15 protein-coding genes are annotated in these 16,568 nt (G+C 56.0%); 11 read left to right on the top strand and 4 right to left on the bottom strand.

Annotated features, from left to right (window positions below):
• Positions 1–54: 54 nt before the first annotated feature.
• Together MHK05_RS06885 and MHK05_RS06880 are read left to right on the top strand one after the other, a co-directional pair.
• Positions 55–1,482, top strand: coding sequence for a YkvI family membrane protein (locus tag MHK05_RS06885; protein WP_086588772.1), 1,428 nt, complete (start codon positions 55–57; stop codon positions 1,480–1,482).
• A gap of 7 nt (positions 1,483–1,489) precedes the next feature.
• Complete coding sequence (locus tag MHK05_RS06880) at positions 1,490–2,569, top strand: aldo/keto reductase (RefSeq protein WP_239205666.1); 1,080 nt, start codon at positions 1,490–1,492, stop codon at positions 2,567–2,569.
• A gap of 21 nt (positions 2,570–2,590) precedes the next feature.
• Here the strand turns inward: MHK05_RS06880 and MHK05_RS06875 are convergent, their stop codons facing one another.
• Positions 2,591–3,283 (bottom strand): LysE/ArgO family amino acid transporter, encoded by a 693-nt coding sequence (locus MHK05_RS06875; RefSeq protein WP_239205664.1) that lies wholly within the window; start codon positions 3,281–3,283, stop codon positions 2,591–2,593.
• 70 nt (positions 3,284–3,353) lie between these two features.
• Between MHK05_RS06875 and MHK05_RS06870 the strand changes: the two genes are divergently transcribed.
• From MHK05_RS06870 to MHK05_RS06855, 4 genes are all read left to right on the top strand, one after another.
• Positions 3,354–4,226 (top strand): LysR family transcriptional regulator ArgP, encoded by an 873-nt coding sequence (locus MHK05_RS06870; RefSeq protein WP_239205662.1) that lies wholly within the window; start codon positions 3,354–3,356, stop codon positions 4,224–4,226.
• Positions 4,227–4,295: 69 nt separating this feature from the next.
• On the top strand, positions 4,296–5,243 hold the full coding sequence (locus MHK05_RS06865) for a DoxX family protein (RefSeq protein ID WP_239205660.1): 948 nt from the start codon (positions 4,296–4,298) through the stop codon (positions 5,241–5,243).
• A 126-nt stretch (positions 5,244–5,369) separates the two neighbouring features.
• A complete protein-coding gene (locus MHK05_RS06860; protein WP_239205658.1) occupies positions 5,370–5,834 on the top strand; it encodes a hypothetical protein in 465 nt (154 codons plus the stop codon).
• On the top strand, positions 5,827–6,141 hold the full coding sequence (locus tag MHK05_RS06855; RefSeq protein ID WP_200287647.1) for a transcriptional regulator: 315 nt from the start codon (positions 5,827–5,829) through the stop codon (positions 6,139–6,141). The genes MHK05_RS06860 and MHK05_RS06855 overlap by 8 nt, the downstream gene beginning before the upstream one ends.
• Here MHK05_RS06855 and MHK05_RS06850 read toward each other — a convergent pair.
• From MHK05_RS06850 to MHK05_RS06840, 3 genes are all read right to left on the bottom strand, one after another.
• The gene (locus MHK05_RS06850) at positions 6,116–7,390 is read right to left on the bottom strand and encodes a glycosyltransferase family 87 protein (RefSeq protein WP_239205656.1); all 1,275 of its coding nucleotides are present in this window, start codon (positions 7,388–7,390) and stop codon (positions 6,116–6,118) included. The genes MHK05_RS06855 and MHK05_RS06850 overlap by 26 nt on opposite strands.
• 77 nt (positions 7,391–7,467) lie before the next feature.
• Positions 7,468–9,321, bottom strand: coding sequence for a dihydroxy-acid dehydratase (gene ilvD, locus MHK05_RS06845; RefSeq protein ID WP_239205654.1), 1,854 nt, complete (start codon positions 9,319–9,321; stop codon positions 7,468–7,470).
• A gap of 54 nt (positions 9,322–9,375) precedes the next feature.
• Positions 9,376–9,918: a PH domain-containing protein gene (locus MHK05_RS06840; RefSeq protein WP_239205652.1), complete on the bottom strand. Its 543-nt coding sequence runs from the start codon at positions 9,916–9,918 to the stop codon at positions 9,376–9,378.
• Positions 9,919–10,224: 306 nt separating this feature from the next.
• Here MHK05_RS06840 and MHK05_RS06835 point away from each other — a divergent pair, with 306 nt between their 5' ends.
• The 5 genes from MHK05_RS06835 (at position 10,225) to MHK05_RS06815 (ending at position 16,509) form a co-directional block, all read left to right on the top strand.
• Positions 10,225–12,075 carry an acetolactate synthase large subunit gene (locus MHK05_RS06835; protein ID WP_239205650.1) on the top strand — a complete coding sequence of 617 codons (1,851 nt, stop codon included), beginning with the start codon at positions 10,225–10,227 and terminating at the stop codon, positions 12,073–12,075.
• Between the two features lie 2 nt (positions 12,076–12,077).
• Positions 12,078–12,596, top strand: coding sequence for an acetolactate synthase small subunit (gene ilvN / locus MHK05_RS06830; RefSeq protein WP_086589129.1), 519 nt, complete (start codon positions 12,078–12,080; stop codon positions 12,594–12,596).
• 100 nt (positions 12,597–12,696) lie between these two features.
• A complete protein-coding gene (ilvC, locus tag MHK05_RS06825; protein WP_239205648.1) occupies positions 12,697–13,710 on the top strand; it encodes a ketol-acid reductoisomerase in 1,014 nt (337 codons plus the stop codon).
• Positions 13,711–13,823: 113 nt separating this feature from the next.
• Positions 13,824–15,614 carry a GmrSD restriction endonuclease domain-containing protein gene (locus MHK05_RS06820; RefSeq protein WP_239205646.1) on the top strand — a complete coding sequence of 597 codons (1,791 nt, stop codon included), beginning with the start codon at positions 13,824–13,826 and terminating at the stop codon, positions 15,612–15,614.
• A gap of 103 nt (positions 15,615–15,717) precedes the next feature.
• Positions 15,718–16,509 (top strand): hypothetical protein, encoded by a 792-nt coding sequence (locus MHK05_RS06815; protein ID WP_239205644.1) that lies wholly within the window; start codon positions 15,718–15,720, stop codon positions 16,507–16,509.
• The last annotated feature ends 59 nt before the right edge of the window (positions 16,510–16,568 follow it).

Below are 16,568 nucleotides of genomic sequence, written 5' to 3'. Positions count from 1 at the left end.
AGGGGCCGCGCGCACCAGTATGCGAGAGATATTCGCTACAAAAGTTAGGCAACTGTGTCTTCTAAAAACATTATCGCCATTGCAATGTCCTTCGTGGGCTTGTTGGTCGGCGCAGGCTTTGCCACGGGACAAGAGGTGGTGCAGTACTTCACTGCCTTTGGTACCTGGGGTATTCCTGGCATCATTATCGCCGCACTCATCATGACCCTCGCAGGCACAGTGTTCTTGCAGTTGGGAAGCTATTTCCACGCCTCGGAACACAATACTGTTTTCCGCAATGTTACCCACCCGATCGTCTCCAAATTGCTGGATGTGGCGGTCATCATCACCCTCTTTGCCATTGGCTTTGTGATGTTGGCTGGTGCTGGCTCTAATATGCAGCAGCAGTTTGGCTGGAAGACGTGGATCGGTTCCACGCTCATGCTGGTCTTGGTTCTGATTGTTGGCATGCTCGACGTGGATAAGGTTTCCAAGGTTATCGGTGCGGTAACGCCGACCATCATCATTGCGGTCATTGGTGTAGCCATCTATACCGCACTTAATATGCCGGATGATATCGGTGCTGCCATGGATGCCTCCAGTCAGATCGATACTCCGATTGGCAACTGGCTGATTTCCGCACTGAACTACAACGGCCTTGCTCTGATGCTAGCCGTATCTATGTCCCTGGTTATCGGCGGCGATAATATTAGCCCGCGCGAGGCCGGCTGGGGCGGCGTCGTGGGCGGCATTATCTACTCCGTCATGATGGGTCTTGCCGGTTTCTCTTTGCTGATGAACTCGGATAAGGCACAAGGCTCAGATATTCCGATGTTGTCTCTGGTCGATGACGTCAATCCCACATTGGGCGCTGTCATGGCGGTCATCATTTACTTGATGATCTTCAATACCGCCATCGGCATGTTCTACGCGCTGGGTAAGCGCCTGTCTGCCGGCCATGAGAAGCGCTACCCGGTCATCTTCGTCATCGGCTGCTTGGCTGGTTTCGCTGTTTCCTTTGCCGGTTTTAAGACCTTGATGAACTACATCTACCCAATCATTGGCTACATGGGAATCCTCATGGTCGCCATCTTGGTTTTTGCGTGGTTCCGTAGCCAGTCCCAGATCCAGGACGAGGCAGTGCGTCGCGAGCGCGTACGTGCCCTCATGCACCTGAAGCTGCACCCGGACAAGGAATATGACGCCGAGCGCTACGATGATGAAATTGGCCAGCACATCGAGGACTCCAATATGGATAACGAGGCCCTTTATGATGAGCTGGTGGAGGAAGTCACCGAGAAACTCGACAGCGACGATGACGTGGACTTTGACAAGGAAAAGTACGAAGAAAAGCGCCACGATTACTCCTACTACACCGAGCGTGATGCGGTAGAAACCGACCGTACCCCGGAAGAAATTGAAAAGTGGGTCGAAGAAACCGGTGCATCCGGCGATCCCGAGGAAGATGAGCAGCAGCCGAAGGCTGACAAACCGAAGAATTAAGCGGACAATGGGTGTCATGAGTATCTATGCACCCGCATCTGACCGTTATGATTCGATGGAGTACCGCCGAGTAGGTAACTCTGGTCTGAAGTTGCCGGCCATTTCCCTTGGTCTATGGCAGAACTTTGGAGACGATCGTCCCCTGGCCACGCAGCGCGAGATTCTACGCGCAGCGTATGACCGGGGGATTACTCATTTCGATTTGGCTAATAACTATGGCCCGGAACCTGGCGCCGCCGAAGCCAACTTCGGCCGCATCTTCGCTCGCGATTTCCGTCCCTTCCGTGATGAAATGATCATCTCTTCCAAGGCCGGCTGGGTGATGAATGATTCCCCCTACGGCTTTGGTGGCTCCCGCAAGTACCTGGTGAGCTCCTTGGACGCGTCCCTCAAGCGAATGGGCTTGGATTATGTGGACATCTTCTATCACCACCGCCCGGATCCAGATACCCCGCTGGAAGAGACCCTGTATGCACTGCGCGATATCGTAGCTTCCGGCAAGGCCCTCTACGTGGGCATTTCCTCTTACGGGCCGGAGCTTACCGCGGAGGCCGTGCAATTTATGGAAGAGGAAGGCTGCCCATTGCTGATTCATCAGCCAAGCTATTCCATTCTCAACCGCTGGATTGAACGTCCCGGCGAAGACGGCGAGTCGCTGCTTGACGTCACTGGGCGTAGCGGATTGGGAGTCATCGGCTTCGGGCCGCTGGCACAGGGCATGCTGACGGATCGCTATATTGATGGCATTCCCGCAGATTCCCGCGCAGCAAAAGATAAGACCTTGGAAAAGGATTGGCTTAATGAGGAGAACCTGTCCATGATTCGCGCTCTTAACGATATTGCGCGCAAGCGTGGGCAGTCTTTGGCTCAGATGGCTATTTCGTGGGTACTGCGCGACCAAGGCGACCGCACGCTAACCTCGGCGCTATTGGGCGCCTCTTCGGTGGAGCAGCTCGAGCACAACCTGGGGGCACTGGATAACCTCGACTTCAGTGCGGAGGAGCTGGGCGCGATTGACGACGTCGCCCATGACGCCGGGATCAACCGGTGGGCCGGTGCGACCGCGTCGCGCGTTCGCGGCAATTAGGCGGCCCTTTGAACCCGGCCCCTAGAGCAGGAGCAACTTGAGCGTTAGGCCAATCATGATGACGCCGATACCGAAGTTGATCCAGCGCCATACCGTGGGTCGGGACAACACGTGGGAAAAGCGTGCGGCGCCAAAGCCGATGAAGGGGAACCAAGTGAAGCTGGCGCAGATAGCACCCACGGCGAAGAGCCAGCGCCCTGATTCGCCGTATTGGTTGGCGATGCTGCCAAGCATGACCACCACGTCTACGTAGGCGCCTGGGTTCAGCCACGTTAAGGCCAGGGCGGTCAATAGTGGCTTAACCCAGGAGGGGGAGCGCTTTATCTCCACCCGAGTTTTAGTCTTCGTCGTGCTGTGTGAGGTGGAACCATCGAAGGTGGCTACTTCCTGCGGGACCTTAGGCTGTGTGGATTCGACCTCAATGGCCTCGCCCTTGGTCTTTAACGCATCGCGGAAGCAGGTAAAAGTAAAATAGGCCAGGTAAGCCGCGCCAACGTATTTCAGGACTTGCAGGGCGTTGGGAAACTTTTCTACCAGGTAGCCCACGCCGGCTGTGCCGGAGGTAATCAGGATGACGTCGGAAAGCGCGCAGACGGCAATGATTAAACCGATGTGATCACGGCGGATGCCGAATTTAAGCAGCATGGCATTTTGCGGGCCGACGGCCACGATGAGCGATAATCCCAGAAAGAAACCAGCAAGCACGATGGACATGCCTTCTAGTGTGAATTCTTAGGTTGGATTAGTCCAGTTAATGCTTCTTCAGTTGGTTTAGAATAGCTTCATGAACCCGGTGCACCTAGAAACCTTGCTTGCGATCGTGGACGAAGGCAGCTTTGACGTTGCCGCGGCCGTGCTCGGTATATCGCCGTCTGCGGTGAGCCAGCGTATCAAGGCCTTGGAGTCGAGCACCGGACGAGTACTCCTTCGCCGTGCCACCCCGGTAACCGCCACGGAAGCGGGCGAGATCCTTGTCCAGTCCGCCCGCCGCATGGCGTTAGTGCAGGCAGAAACGGATGCCCGCCTAGGCCATCGCCTGGCCCGGGTCCCGCTGTCTGTGGCCGTGAACTCGGATTCCCTGGCGACATGGTTTACAAAGGTCCTGAGCGATACCGCACGGCGGGGCGACGTAGCTTTGCGCATCCGGATTGAGGATGAAGCACGCACCTTAGCCATGTTGCGGCGTGGCGATGTGCTGGGTGCAGTAACGAGGGAAGCTACGCCGGTTTCGGGCTGCGAGTCTAGCTTTTTGGGCACTATGCGCTATTACCCAGTGGCGGCGCCGCATATTGCAGATAGCTTTCATAGCGGTAGGCTGACCTGGGAAACTGTGCCCTTGGTGGGGTACGGGCCTAACGATCAGGTATTGGATGATGCGATGCGCGAGCGCTTTATTGACTCGGCCGTGGTGCGTGCCCGGGTGTCGCAGATTCCTTCCTCTGAGGGCTACCTAGAGGCCGTTCGCGTCGGCCTAGGATGGGGATTGCTGCCCCAGGCCCAGGCACTGCCGCTTTTGGAGACTAAGGAGCTGGTGCTTCTCGATGACTCCCCGCTCGATATCGACCTTTATTGGCAGCGTTGGCGTTTGGAATCGGAGGTTTTGGGTGAACTTACGCGTTCGGTGATTGAGGCCGCAAGCGGCTTGGAAGCACTCTAGTCAGTTTGCTGCAACGGCGCGCCGTGGCGGGTACCACAAAAGCGCAGGCCCGTGCCTTAAATTGGAGCTATGAGCGATAAACAGCCGGATAAAGCCACACCGTTAGATGAGGATATGGACGTGCCTACCTACAACGCCAAGCCCGCGAGCAAAGATTCCGTTTCCAGCGAGAAGAACTCGAAGCCGGGCCTTTTTGAGCGCGCCGGCCGCGCCGAGCCGCAGGAGATCAAGCCTTCCCAAAGGCAGCAGGACCACCCTGAAACCGAGGTTATGTCCTACTCCAGCGCGAATGAAGCCGCGCGTCAGCAAAGTGGCGCCAGCGAGGAGACCGTAGCATTCGCGCAACCGGAGGAAGCCACGCCGGGCAGTGCCGAGGAGGAATCGGCACTTGCTACTGCCGACACCCCCGCGGAAAGCACCCTCAGCACTGAAACCGCAGAGGAGCGCGAGGCCCGCCTGCAGGCGGAACAAGAAGAAAAAGAAGGATATCACCGCTACGGTCGCCGCGGCACTATCGACTTTGGTCTGCTTTTCATTCGCATCGCACTGAGCGCCTACCTAATCATTGCCGGTGCAAAGACCTTTTTCGAGCTCGGTGATAGTCAGGGCTTGTCCGGTCTAGAGGGCGACTTTGCTAACTATGCCTGGGATACCGCACTATCCATTGCGGTTCCGACCATGCAGCTTATCGCTGGTGTATTCCTGTTGCTGGGTCTCATTACGCCTCTGGCTGCCATGCTCGGATTGGTAGTGACCGGCTTTAGCGCTGTGCATGAACTAGCGCAGGCCGGCGCCGGCTTGGACGTCTTTAGCTGGCCAGATTCCGTCTGGCTTTCTTTGGTCCTCTTCGTTATCGCTGTGGGCCTGCAGTTTACTGGCCCGGGCTTTATTTCCCTAGACTTCAAGCGCTCCTGGGCACGCCGCCCGCTGGTCACCTCCTGGGTCTTTGTGCTTATCGGCGTAGCGATTCTCGTTGCACTCTGGTTCTTCGGTGCGGGAGTTAATCCGCTGAACTAATCGCCAATAGATTATCCGTCGCGCACGCGGCGGATTTTCTTTGCCCCTTGCTTTCTCGAGTGGAAAGTATGATACTTTCTAAAGTGGAAAACAACGGAGAGTCAAGAGTGAAAGGAATCGACAACTATGGAAGACAGCGTGCACGAGGCACTGGCATTTAATGAAGAAATGGAGCAAGACCAGAGCGCAGGGCGGAAGACCGCGCTTAATGTATTGTTTGCTGCGGCGTTAGCAGGACTGTGGTTTGGCCTGAGCCAATTTGGGGAAGGTATGCCGCTATGGTTATCTCTCGGAGTCATAGTTGCCTGCGTGGGTGTAGGCCTTTGGGTAGGCGCTAAAAAGCGTGACGTACGTGCAGGCTATAGACAAAATCCTTTTGACCAGCCGCAGCCGGACTGGAAATACTATCTCGGATTTTTTCTAATGTTTGCCCCTACGTTTTTCCAGACCTTTCTCGAAGGGCACATGGTGATTGCGGCCACCGTATTCACGCTGTGGGGCGTGGGTGTGTTTTGGGCTCTCAATTCGGGAGCAATGGATATGTCCACGCGTGGCCATAGAGACGACAAGCAGGCGAGCGGTGATGAGTGAGCTTGATCCAGTAATTCACCCGCTTAACCGGTTTAAGATTTGTGCGGTACTTAATGCTGCCGGGGCAGTGGAAGGTGCCATTAATAAGGAGATGCGCTTTGCGGCGATCCGGGACAAGGTGAATCAATCCGATGCCACGCTGTCTAAGCAGCTAAGCGCACTGGAAAAAGAGGGGTATGTCAGTCGCTTTCGTGAGTATGGATCCTCACGTGGCAAGGACACGGTATGGGTAATGCTCACAACTAAAGGTAAGGCCGCATTCGATTCGCACCTTGCAGCGCTTAAGACGCTAGCGGGACAGGAGTAGCGGTATTCGCGTTCCGGTTATTGCGCTGGGATGCATAGAAAGCGGCTACGAAAAGTGCGACGGTCAGTATGGTTAGCCACACGAAGTCATCCACCCAGAACTTCTGGTAGCGCTCCATGGCGTGGACATCGACTTGATCGCCCCACCACCACTTGGGCGGGACGGTCAGCAGCATGGCTGACCAGGCGACGAGGACGGTAAGAAGGCTGCCCGCGGCCCATCCCGTAGAAAGCCAGCTCCAGGCGCGGTAAAGAAAGACTGGGATGATGAGCGTGAGCCAGACCCAGTGGTGTGACCAGGAAACGGGGGAGATGAGGAGGAGAGTGAGGGCGGTGACCATTTGGGCGTCGACAAGCAAATGCTCCTCGCACTGGCGCTTAATAAGCCACGCCGCGAATGCAATGACCACGAGGGAGGCGGCGATCCACGCGATGTTGATGGCCAGACCATTAGCGTCCATGGCCTCCGAAGAAGAATACATGCGCTGAATGGCGCCCTTGATAGAGCTATTGGACTGGTAATCAGTCCCCACGCCGAAGTCGCCGCCAGAGCCCATATCGAGCAATTTGGAACTGAAGAACTCCACGAACGCGTCCCAGCGGAAGGCTGCGGCAAGGAGGGTGGCCGCAACAGCGGAAAGGAGCGCTGTGGCAATCTGCTTCCACTCCTTGCGCACGAGGAAGTAAAGCAGCATGGCCAGAGGGGTTATTTTGATGGCGGCCGCCAGACCGATCAGGATTCCTTGCGGTAGGAAGCGCCGGCGCGGAACGAGGTCGAGGACAACGAGCGTCATGACCACGATATTGATTTGGGCAAAGCCGTTATTGAGGTCAACCGGCTCAAAGCGCAATACAATTGCCCAAGTAATGGCGGCGACGGGCAGGAGGAACTCCGGCTTTTTCAGCACTGCCTTGAATACAAGGTAGAGGCAGAGGAGCACGAGAAGATCAGAGAGGACGACCACGATGTCGCCTGCCGTGTCGTGGTCAATACCGTCGAAGGCCGTTAGCGGAACCATGACCAACGCGCCAAAGGGCGGATAAATAAAGGGCAATTGAATATCGCCAGCCAGCATGGGTTCGCTGTAGACAGAGCGGTGTTCAAGGAAGGCCTTGACGCCTTCGCGGTAGACCACCATATCGATGGGGAAGTCCGTAATGTGGATATCTTGGACGATCTTCCGAGCGCCAAGAATGAGCCCCAGTAAGGCCAGGGCATAGCGGAATAACGGGGTACGCGCGAATTTCATCGCAGGATATCTTATGTGATTTGCAGGCAAAAGGCGCGCACCCCACCGAGGCACAGCAATTTAGCAGCTATCTCCCGCTAATTCACATAACCGTCAACCACGCGAACCGCGCCGCGGTCAGCTGAGGTTGCCATTGCCGCATATGCACGCAGTGCCTTAGTGATCGGGCGGTTGCGGCTTACGGGGGTCCAAGGGGATTCGCGCTGTTCTTGGGCGGCGCGGCGGCGCTCCAGTACTTCCTCATCCACGTCTAGGGTGAGCTCGCGCTCGTGGATATTAATAGAGATGGTGTCGCCGTTTTCGATCAGCCCGATAAGTCCTTGGTGAGCAGCCTCGGGGGAGATGTGTCCGATGGATAGGCCGGAAGTGCCGCCGGAGAAACGGCCATCGGTAATCAAGGCGCATGCCTTTCCCAAACCGGCGCCCTTGAGGAAGGAAGTCGGGTGGAGCATCTCCTGCATGCCAGGGCCACCGGCCGGGCCTTCATAGCGGATGACCACGACATCGCCCGGCTGAACCTCCTTATTGAGGATGATAGATACCGCTTCCTCCTGAGATTCCACGACTCGTGCAGGGCCGGAGAAGGTCCACAGCTCCTCTTCGACGCCTGCTGCCTTGACGATGGCCCCGTCGGGAGCGAGGTTGCCGCGCAGTACAACGAGGCCACCGTCGGAAGAAAAGGCATGCTCGGCGTCGTGGATGCAGCCATTGGCGGCGTCGGTATCGAGCTCGTCCCAGCGGTTGGATTGGGAGAAGGGCTCCGTGGTGCGCACGCCGCCGGGGGCGGCGTAGTAGAGTTCGCGGGCCTCATCGGTGGCGTGAGGGTTGCGGATATCCCAGTCATCGAGCCACTGTTCGGCGTTGTCATATAGCGCTGTATGTACCTTGAGATTGAGGTGCCCGGCGCGGCGAAGCTCGCCCAAGATTGCGGGAATGCCGCCGGCGCGGTGAACATCTTCAATGTGGTAGGTCCCGTTGGGTGCTACCTTGGACAAACACGGCACGCGGTAGGAGATGTCGTTGATGTCATTCAGGGTGAAATCCACCTCGCCTTCCTGCGCGGCCGCCAAGGTGTGCAGGATGGTATTGGTGGAGCCGCCCATGGCCATGTCTAGGGCCATGGCGTTAGTGAAAGCTTCCTTGGTAGCGATGTTGCGCGGAAGGACCGATTCGTCTTCTTCGCCGTAATAGCGACGGCACATATCGACGATGGTGGTGCCGGCCTTTTCGAATAGGCCGCGGCGGGCCGTGTGGGTGGCCAAGGTGGTACCGTTGCCGGGCAGTGCAAGGCCGAGGGCCTCGGTCAGGCAGTTCATAGAGTTGGCGGTAAACATGCCGGAGCAGGAACCACAGGTGGGGCAGGCAGATGCTTCGACCTGGGTCAGTCCTTCATCCGAGACCTCATCATTGGCGGAGGCCGTAATGGCCGTAATGAGGTCGGTTGGGGCGTGGGCTACGCCATCTACAACGACCGCCTTTCCTGCCTCCATTGGCCCACCAGAGACAAAGATGGTGGGGATATTCAAGCGCAGGGCAGCATTGAGCATGCCGGGGGTGATTTTATCGCAGTTGGAGATGCATACCAGGGCGTCGGCAGTGTGGGCATTGGCCATGTACTCGATGGAATCGGAGATGATTTCGCGGGAGGGAAGCGAGTACAGCATGCCGCTATGGCCCATGGCAATGCCATCATCGACTGCGATGGTGTTGAATTCCTTGGGCACTCCGCCGGCCTCACGTACGGCATCGGCGACAATATCGCCGACGTTTTTGAGGTGCACGTGGCCGGGGACGAATTGGGTATAGGAGTTGGCGATGGCCACGATCGGTTTACCAAAGTCATTTTCCTTGGTGCCGGTTGCGCGCCACAGGGCCCGGGCGCCAGAGGCCTGGCGGCCGACGGTAGTTACTTTTGAGCGCAGCGGGAACATGGTTTAAAGTCACCATTCCTTCAAGGGATGTGGGGGAGAGCGTCGGTGGCGTATTTAGTTTTCGGCCGAGGGCTTGAGCTCGGGGTGGCGCTCAAGGTAGTCCGCATACTCTTCTTTGCTGAGCAGGACTTGCTGGCCGTCGCGGTGGACGATAACCACCTTTTCATCTGCCGCTTCACGGCCCTGGGTAAGGGCGTCCGGGATGCGGCCGCGGGAGCCCTCCGAAAGGCGTGGGAGCGAGTTAAAGGTGATACCGGGCAGGCTGTGCTCCGCGCCGCTTCTCGTACGAGCAAAGGTGCGGGAGCGTTGGAACCCGATACCGGCAAAATCGTCCCATGGGATCTGGACCTTTTTCCGGAAAGCATAGGAAATGTCGATCCCGGATTCGGAGACCTTGGTGCGGGATTTTATGACCCACCACAGCCCAAGGACGGGGATGATAAACAGCCATGCGAGGTATTTGGGGGCCCACCCAATGCTCAATAGCGCAATGGTGGACAGGATAAGGATGCCCAAGATGTGGTCACGGGATGGCTTGAAAACCTCTGCCTGGGTGGTGGACTGATGAGGTTTATTGTCCTTAGGTGGTGGAGTCATAGTGTGCAAGCCTAATTCACAGAGGTGGGTGAGGGCTAACCTATTTTCAGGTATGTCTCACCATGTGGGAAACTGATCCCAAATGGGGGTAATGGCCAGAAGTGTAATACCTATCAGTGTATAGTCATGCTCATGATCATTATTCGACTTCAGGTAGTACCAATGCGGCGGTGACCGCGGCGCTCATGACGTCGACGCTTTTCGCCCCCGCAGACACACCAGCCCGCGGGGGCTTTGTTCATATCTAAAGGCGTTAACGATGATGATCGCGACCAGTATTAGAGCAATCCAAGGAGCACATTAACCGTGGTTACGACAACTTCGCCCACGCCCGCTTCGGTGGCTGCAGCCTCACGCGCCCACGCTCCGGAGCGGATGAGTGGTGCCCACGCCATTGTCCGCACTCTTGAAGATTTGGGAACCGATCTTGTCTTCGGCATTCCAGGCGGTGCCGTGCTTCCGCTCTACGATGCTTTGCATACCTCGACCAAGCTGCGGCATGTGCTCACCCGTCATGAACAGGGAGCTGGACATGCTGCGGAAGGCTATGCGCAGGCTTCTGGCAAGGTGGGGGTGTGCATTGCCACCTCGGGGCCGGGTGCGACTAACTTGGTGACAGCGCTTGCCGACGCCAACCTAGACTCCGTCCCCATCGTCGCTATCACCGGCCAAGTGGGAAGCAATCTTTTGGGAACCGATGCCTTCCAGGAGGCCGATATCCGTGGTGTGACAATGCCGATCACCAAGCACAACTACATCGTGACGGAGCCTAGGCAGATTCCCGCTGCTATTGCTGCAGCATTCCATTTGGCTTCTACAGGGCGCCCAGGACCGGTCCTAGTGGATATTCCGAAAGACGTTCAAAATGGCCACTTGGACTACTCTTTCCCAACCGAATTCGATTTGCCCGGATATAAGCCAACGACCAAGCCACACCACCGTCAAATCGCGCAAGCGGTTGAACTCATCGCGCAAGCAGAAAAGCCGGTTATTTATGCCGGAGGTGGTGTCATCAAGGCAGAGGCGGCACGGGAGCTGCGTGCGTTTGCGGAATTTACCGAAATTCCAGTCGTGACCACACTCACGGCCTTGGGGTCCTTTCCAGAGTCTCATCCGCTGCATATGGGCATGCCGGGCATGCACGGCACCGTTCCGGCGGTCGCGGCGATGCAACGTGCGGATCTGCTCATTGCCATCGGCGCGCGCTTCGATGATCGAGTAACTGGGGATACCTCAACCTTTGCTCCTGAGGCCCAGGTGATTCATGCGGATATCGATCCTGCTGAAATCGGCAAAATCCGCGAGGTGGACGTGCCTATCGTGGGTGATGCGCAAAAAGTACTAGCGGGACTTTTAAAGGAATACCGTAAAAACTCCTCTCTGGATCTGCCGCAGACAGGTCCATGGCGGGACTACCTTGACGGACTCAAAGAGCGGTTTCCCCGTGGTTATGATCCCACTCCGGATGGGCAGCTAAATCCTCAATTTGTCTTGGAGAAGCTCAGTGAAACCGTAGGCCCCGAGGCAATTTATTGTGCCGGAGTGGGGCAACACCAGATGTGGTCGGCACAGTTTATTGACTTTGAACAGCCGCGTTCCTGGATTAACTCCGGCGGAGCTGGAACCATGGGCTACGCGGTACCAGCAGCCCTTGGCGCCAAAGCAGCATGCCCAGATAAAGAGGTATGGGCGATTGACGGTGATGGCTGCTTCCAGATGACCAACCAGGAGCTAACCACCGCAGCTTTGGAGGGCTTTCCATTCAAGGTTGCCGTTATTAATAACGGCAACCTAGGTATGGTCCGCCAGTGGCAAACCCTGTTCTTTAATGAGAACTACTCCCATACCAAGCTGCGAGAGCGCGATGTCTATACCCCGGACTTTGTCCGCTTGGCAGAAGCACTGGGGTGTGAAGCCATCCGGGTCACCTGCGAGGAAGAAGTGGTGCCAGCGATTGAACGGGCCCGTGCAATCAATGACCGCCCTGTGGTTATTGACTTCATCGTTGGAGAAGATGCCCAGGTGTGGCCGATGATTGGCGGTGGGGCGTCTAACGAAGAGATTCAATACGCCCGCGGTTTGCGCCCGCTATTCGATGAAACTGAATCGGCAGCAGAAAGTCCTGCCGATATCGACGAGACCATCCAGGAGGTATAGGCATGGCACCCACTGACGTTTCCCGGCATACCTTGTCGGTCCTGGTGGAAGACGTAGAGGGAATCCTGTCGCGGGTGACCGGAATGTTTTCGCGGCGCGGTTATAGCATCATTTCCCTGGTTTCCGCCCAAACGGAAAATCCGGGTATCAACCGGCTGACTATCGTGGTTGATGCATCCGAGACAATTATGGAACAGGTAACTAAGCAGCTCAATAAAATTGTTCCGGTCATCAAGATAGTTGAGCTTGAGGCTGACGCAACCGTGGCGCGAGCTCTGATGATGGTCAAGGTGGCTGCAAATAATACCAACCGGCCCCAGGTTGTCGATGCCGTCAATATCTTCCGCGCTCGCGTGGTAGATGTGGCGCAAGAATCCGTGGTGGTAGAGGCTACTGGTACCCCGGGAAAGCTGGCGGCGCTACTGGATGTATTAGAACCTTTTGGTGTACTCGAGCTGGTGCAGTCGGGTGACGTGGCCTTAGGGCGTGGGCCCAAAGCATTAGCTCCACCCCGAAATTAATGTCTCACTAGGTGGGCATTAAATCCCACACGCTGATACAATAGTGGGTGGGACGTTGATTCATTGAACTTTTAATCACTACAGAATTGAGGATTAGGACATGGCAATTGAGACCTTTTATGACGATGATGCGGATCTGTCCATCATTCAAAACCGCAAGGTAGCCGTCATCGGCTACGGTTCCCAAGGTCATGCACACTCGCAAAACCTGCGTGACTCCGGCGTTGAGGTTGTTATCGGCCTGCGCGAGGGTTCCAAGTCGGCGGACAAGGCTGAGGAAGCAGGCTTTGAGGTTAAGACCGTGGCAGAGGCTGCTAAGTGGGCAGACGTCATTATGCTGCTGGCGCCAGATACCTCTCAGAAGCAGATCTTTGAAGAGGAAATCGCCCCTAACCTGGAAGATGGCAATGCACTGCTGTTTGGTCACGGTTTGAATATTCACTTCAAGCTGATTGAGCCGCAGGCCAATGTCACCGTCGGAATGGTTGCTCCTAAGGGACCTGGTCACTTGGTTCGCCGACAGTTTGTAGATGGCAAGGGAGTTCCGTGCCTCATCGCTACTGAGCAGGATCCGAAGGGTGAAGGACATGATTTGACCTTGTCCTATGCCGCAGCCATCGGTGGCGCGCGTGCCGGCGTTATCCCGACCACCTTCGAGGCAGAGACGGTTACTGACCTCTTCGGTGAGCAGGCTGTCTTGTGTGGCGGTGTGGAATACCTGATTCGTACCGGCTTTGAGGTTCTGACTGAGGCTGGCTACGAGCCAGAAATGGCCTACTTTGAGGTTCTGCACGAGATGAAGCTGATTGTGGACCTGATGTTTGAAGGTGGCGTTGCCAATATGAACTACTCGGTATCTGATACCGCAGAGTTTGGCGGCTACATTTCCGGTCCCCGCGTTATCAATGCCGATACCAAGCAGCACATGAAAGACATCTTGTCTGATATTCAGGATGGCACCTTCACCAAGCGCCTGCTGGCCAATATTGAGGGCGGCAACAAGGAATTGGAGGACCTGCGCGAGGAATTTGCACAGCACGAGATTGAAAAGACCGGCGCTAAGCTGCGCGATTTGATGAGCTGGGTCAAGAACCCACTGGATGCTACGGCCTAGCACATAAGGCCGCGCGAATAGCGCCAAACCCACGGTGAATTAGGGGTGTTCACCGGGGGTTTTTCTGAATTATCGGCAGGAAAGAATTAATCCTTGGGGGTAGGATGTCGGGCATGGGCTTTACGACGCCAAGTTATGATCTCAAAGACCTCTTTGCACGGATTAATCGCGGGGACATCCAGCTACCTGATTTCCAACGCAGCTATGCCTGGGACGAAGATCGCATCCGTTCACTCATTGTTTCTGTGCTGCGCGGCTATCCCATCGGGGCGCTTATGGCACTTGATACTCGAAACGAAAAGATGCGCTTTCGCCCCCGCGCCCTCGCCGGCGCGCCGGATACCGGCGTCGACCCCGGCTTGCTCCTTTTAGATGGACAGCAGCGTTTGACCACGCTGTATCACTGCTTCAACGGCGAGGGCTTTGTAGACACAACTGACTTCCGCAAGAAGAAAATTCATCGCCGTTTCTTCATTGATATTCGAGCTGCCGTGCGGGGCGAGATTATGCCGGATGACGCCATCTTTGCAGTCGATCACAAAGGAAAAATTCGATCGCACTTCGCACCGACGATTGAGGGGGACATTCTTTCGCGGGAAGACGCCCTAGAGAATATGTGCATTCCTGTTGCTTCACTATTGAGTGAAGATGGCGTTGGCATGCTCTTTGAGCTTGCAGCGACCAAACAGGAATACAGCGCGGAGCTAGCAGCGTTTAATAACCGCATCGTTAGACCATTGTCCGGCTATGACCTGCCGATGATTCGGCTTTCCCGAGAAACAGAGCGAGCCGGCATCGGGTCGATTTTCGCGCAGGCAAATTCGGCAGGCCTGCAAATGGACGTATTCGATTTACTCACCGCAGTATTTGCTTCCGAGGATCCCACGTTCCACCTGGCCACTGATTGGCAAGAAGTGGAAAAGGATCTGCGTAAGTCCCCAGCTTTGGACGGAATTGGGCGCACAGAATTTCTTTCTGCAGTATCGCTTTTAGTCTCCGGAGAAAAGGGCCGTGCTGGTGGGCAGCGCGAGGACATCTTAAAGCTGTCCCTAACGGAGTATAAGGCGGCGGCCAATGATTTACGCATTACTTTCCGTGAGGTATCTGAGTTTTTGGCGGAACGATGCATCCTTAACACGGATCAGGTTCCGTTTAATGAACAGATTGTTCCTCTAGCCGTCATCATTGCCCGCCTGGCTAAACGCGGGGGAGCGCTGTCTACCCAGCAATCGTGGGACCGCATGAACCAATGGTTCTGGTGCGGCGTCTTCGGCGAGCTTTATGGCTCGTCTGCAGTGCAGCTGCGCGCCGCTCGCGACGTGGATGAGGTCACCGAGTGGGTAGCGGGCGCAACGGATGAGGCCCCGAAGACTGTCACCGATGCCACCTTCCGGGAATCCCGTTTGCTCTCTGTGGATGATAATGACGGTGTATGGCATGGTCTCTATGCCCTCCTTATGGCGCGCGGCGCAAAGGATTGGCGCACAGGAAAGGCGTTTAATAGGCGCACATTTGAAGAGCTTAAGCCGGGCTTTTTCCCGGTGTTCCCGCTGAATTGGTGCAAGCGCCACGGAGTGGACCCCGTTTTGGCGGAGTCCGTGATGAACTACACCCCAATGGGCAAGCGAACTGAGGTAGTACTCGATGGCTTCGCTCCCGATCGCTACCTGCCGCGCGTTCAGTCCAAGTCCATCATGGAAGACAGGCAATTTGATGAGGTACTAGCGTCCCACGATATGAATTTGAATTACCTGCGGGCGTCACAGCCGCGAGAATTCCTAGCAGACCGTCGTCAACGGTTCCTTGACATCGTGGAATATGCTTTAGGTAAACCTGTCATCCGTGATGTGGATGAAGCAAACCTGTTTGGTGGAGAGGAAGGCCCGCAAGCTTTTGATCGCTAATTCTGTGCGCCTGACTGCCACAGTGCTTGTCGCATCGCTCGCATTAGCTGCCTGTGGCACGCCAATTACTGAAACCAAACTGGTCAGGCGGGGATTGTCTGATTTGGATGAGTCTGAAATTGACCTCAATAAGGCCAAAGCGGAGAACCAAAACCGGCTGATTGACCCGAAATTTGACGGCAGATTCGTCATTGTCAATGACCCCATAGGCATCGAGGCTAGCCGCCTATTTTTTGAAGATTCCGATTCGCTCGTCCTCTTTACCGCGGATGATAAATCTATTCTGCGTGCAGCAACGTTGGCGGTAAACCAGCATTTGCCTGCGGTGCAGTATGACGACGCTAGGCGATTGGAAATCCATAAGCTACTCACGGACCTGGGAGTACGACGCTTGGTGATTGTCGGCGATGTGCCGTGGACACAAACATCTGGGGACTTCGAGGTGATTAAGGATCCAGGTACGCACAAAGCGCTGGGAGAGTTTACGGCATTCCAATACGGCTCCAAGGTGGTAGCTTCCCCAGAGCAAATGGTCAAAGATATTGCGCGATTGGACAAGACTCCCCAAGTGGAGCTGCGGCCCGCATGGGTGCCGTATGAAGGCGAGCCTGAGGCTGATGGGAAAAAGAAAAAACCTGTCCCAGCACAGTCCCGCAGGGATGCCCAGATGGCGCCGAATATCATTGCGACAAAAGACAGCCCCATCGCGAACGTCATTACGGCGGCAGCCTATGGCGGCAAGGTGTTGGTGGTGCCGACTGTTGATCCATTGGAGGATAAGCACAGCATGGCCGCTGTTGCAGGCCTTGAAGATGGTGCCTTAGTAGCCCTTGGACCGGAATTCGGTCGAGTGAAAGAATTTAAGGCAAAAATCAAGCAGGGCACTCCTTCCTGAACTACACTTCCTTGACACGCGGGAATTCCGCGTGCACCGCATCACACTTAAGCGAAGGA

Source organism: Corynebacterium nasorum (genome assembly GCF_022347325.1).
In the GTDB taxonomy this organism is placed as follows: domain Bacteria; phylum Actinomycetota; class Actinomycetes; order Mycobacteriales; family Mycobacteriaceae; genus Corynebacterium; species Corynebacterium kefirresidentii.
Note: the sequence above shows the minus strand (reverse complement) of the source record. Positions and strands in the feature narration are given on the sequence as shown.

Bases quoted from the DNA above. Each gene is read 5' to 3' on its own strand.
- MHK05_RS06880 (WP_239205666.1), top strand. From the start codon at position 1,490: ATGGGTGTCATGAGTATCTATGCACCCGCATCTGACCGTTATGATTCG.
- MHK05_RS06875 (WP_239205664.1), bottom strand. From the start codon at position 3,283: ATGTCCATCGTGCTTGCTGGTTTCTTTCTGGGATTATCGCTCATCGTG.
- MHK05_RS06870 (WP_239205662.1), top strand. From the start codon at position 3,354: ATGAACCCGGTGCACCTAGAAACCTTGCTTGCGATCGTGGACGAAGGC.
- MHK05_RS06865 (WP_239205660.1), top strand. From the start codon at position 4,296: ATGAGCGATAAACAGCCGGATAAAGCCACACCGTTAGATGAGGATATG.
- MHK05_RS06860 (WP_239205658.1), top strand. From the start codon at position 5,370: ATGGAAGACAGCGTGCACGAGGCACTGGCATTTAATGAAGAAATGGAG.
- MHK05_RS06855 (WP_200287647.1), top strand. From the start codon at position 5,827: ATGAGTGAGCTTGATCCAGTAATTCACCCGCTTAACCGGTTTAAGATT.
- MHK05_RS06850 (WP_239205656.1), bottom strand. From the start codon at position 7,390: ATGAAATTCGCGCGTACCCCGTTATTCCGCTATGCCCTGGCCTTACTG.
- ilvD (WP_239205654.1), bottom strand. From the start codon at position 9,321: ATGTTCCCGCTGCGCTCAAAAGTAACTACCGTCGGCCGCCAGGCCTCT.
- MHK05_RS06840 (WP_239205652.1), bottom strand. From the start codon at position 9,918: ATGACTCCACCACCTAAGGACAATAAACCTCATCAGTCCACCACCCAG.
- ilvN (WP_086589129.1), top strand. From the start codon at position 12,078: ATGGCACCCACTGACGTTTCCCGGCATACCTTGTCGGTCCTGGTGGAA.
- ilvC (WP_239205648.1), top strand. From the start codon at position 12,697: ATGGCAATTGAGACCTTTTATGACGATGATGCGGATCTGTCCATCATT.
- MHK05_RS06820 (WP_239205646.1), top strand. From the start codon at position 13,824: ATGGGCTTTACGACGCCAAGTTATGATCTCAAAGACCTCTTTGCACGG.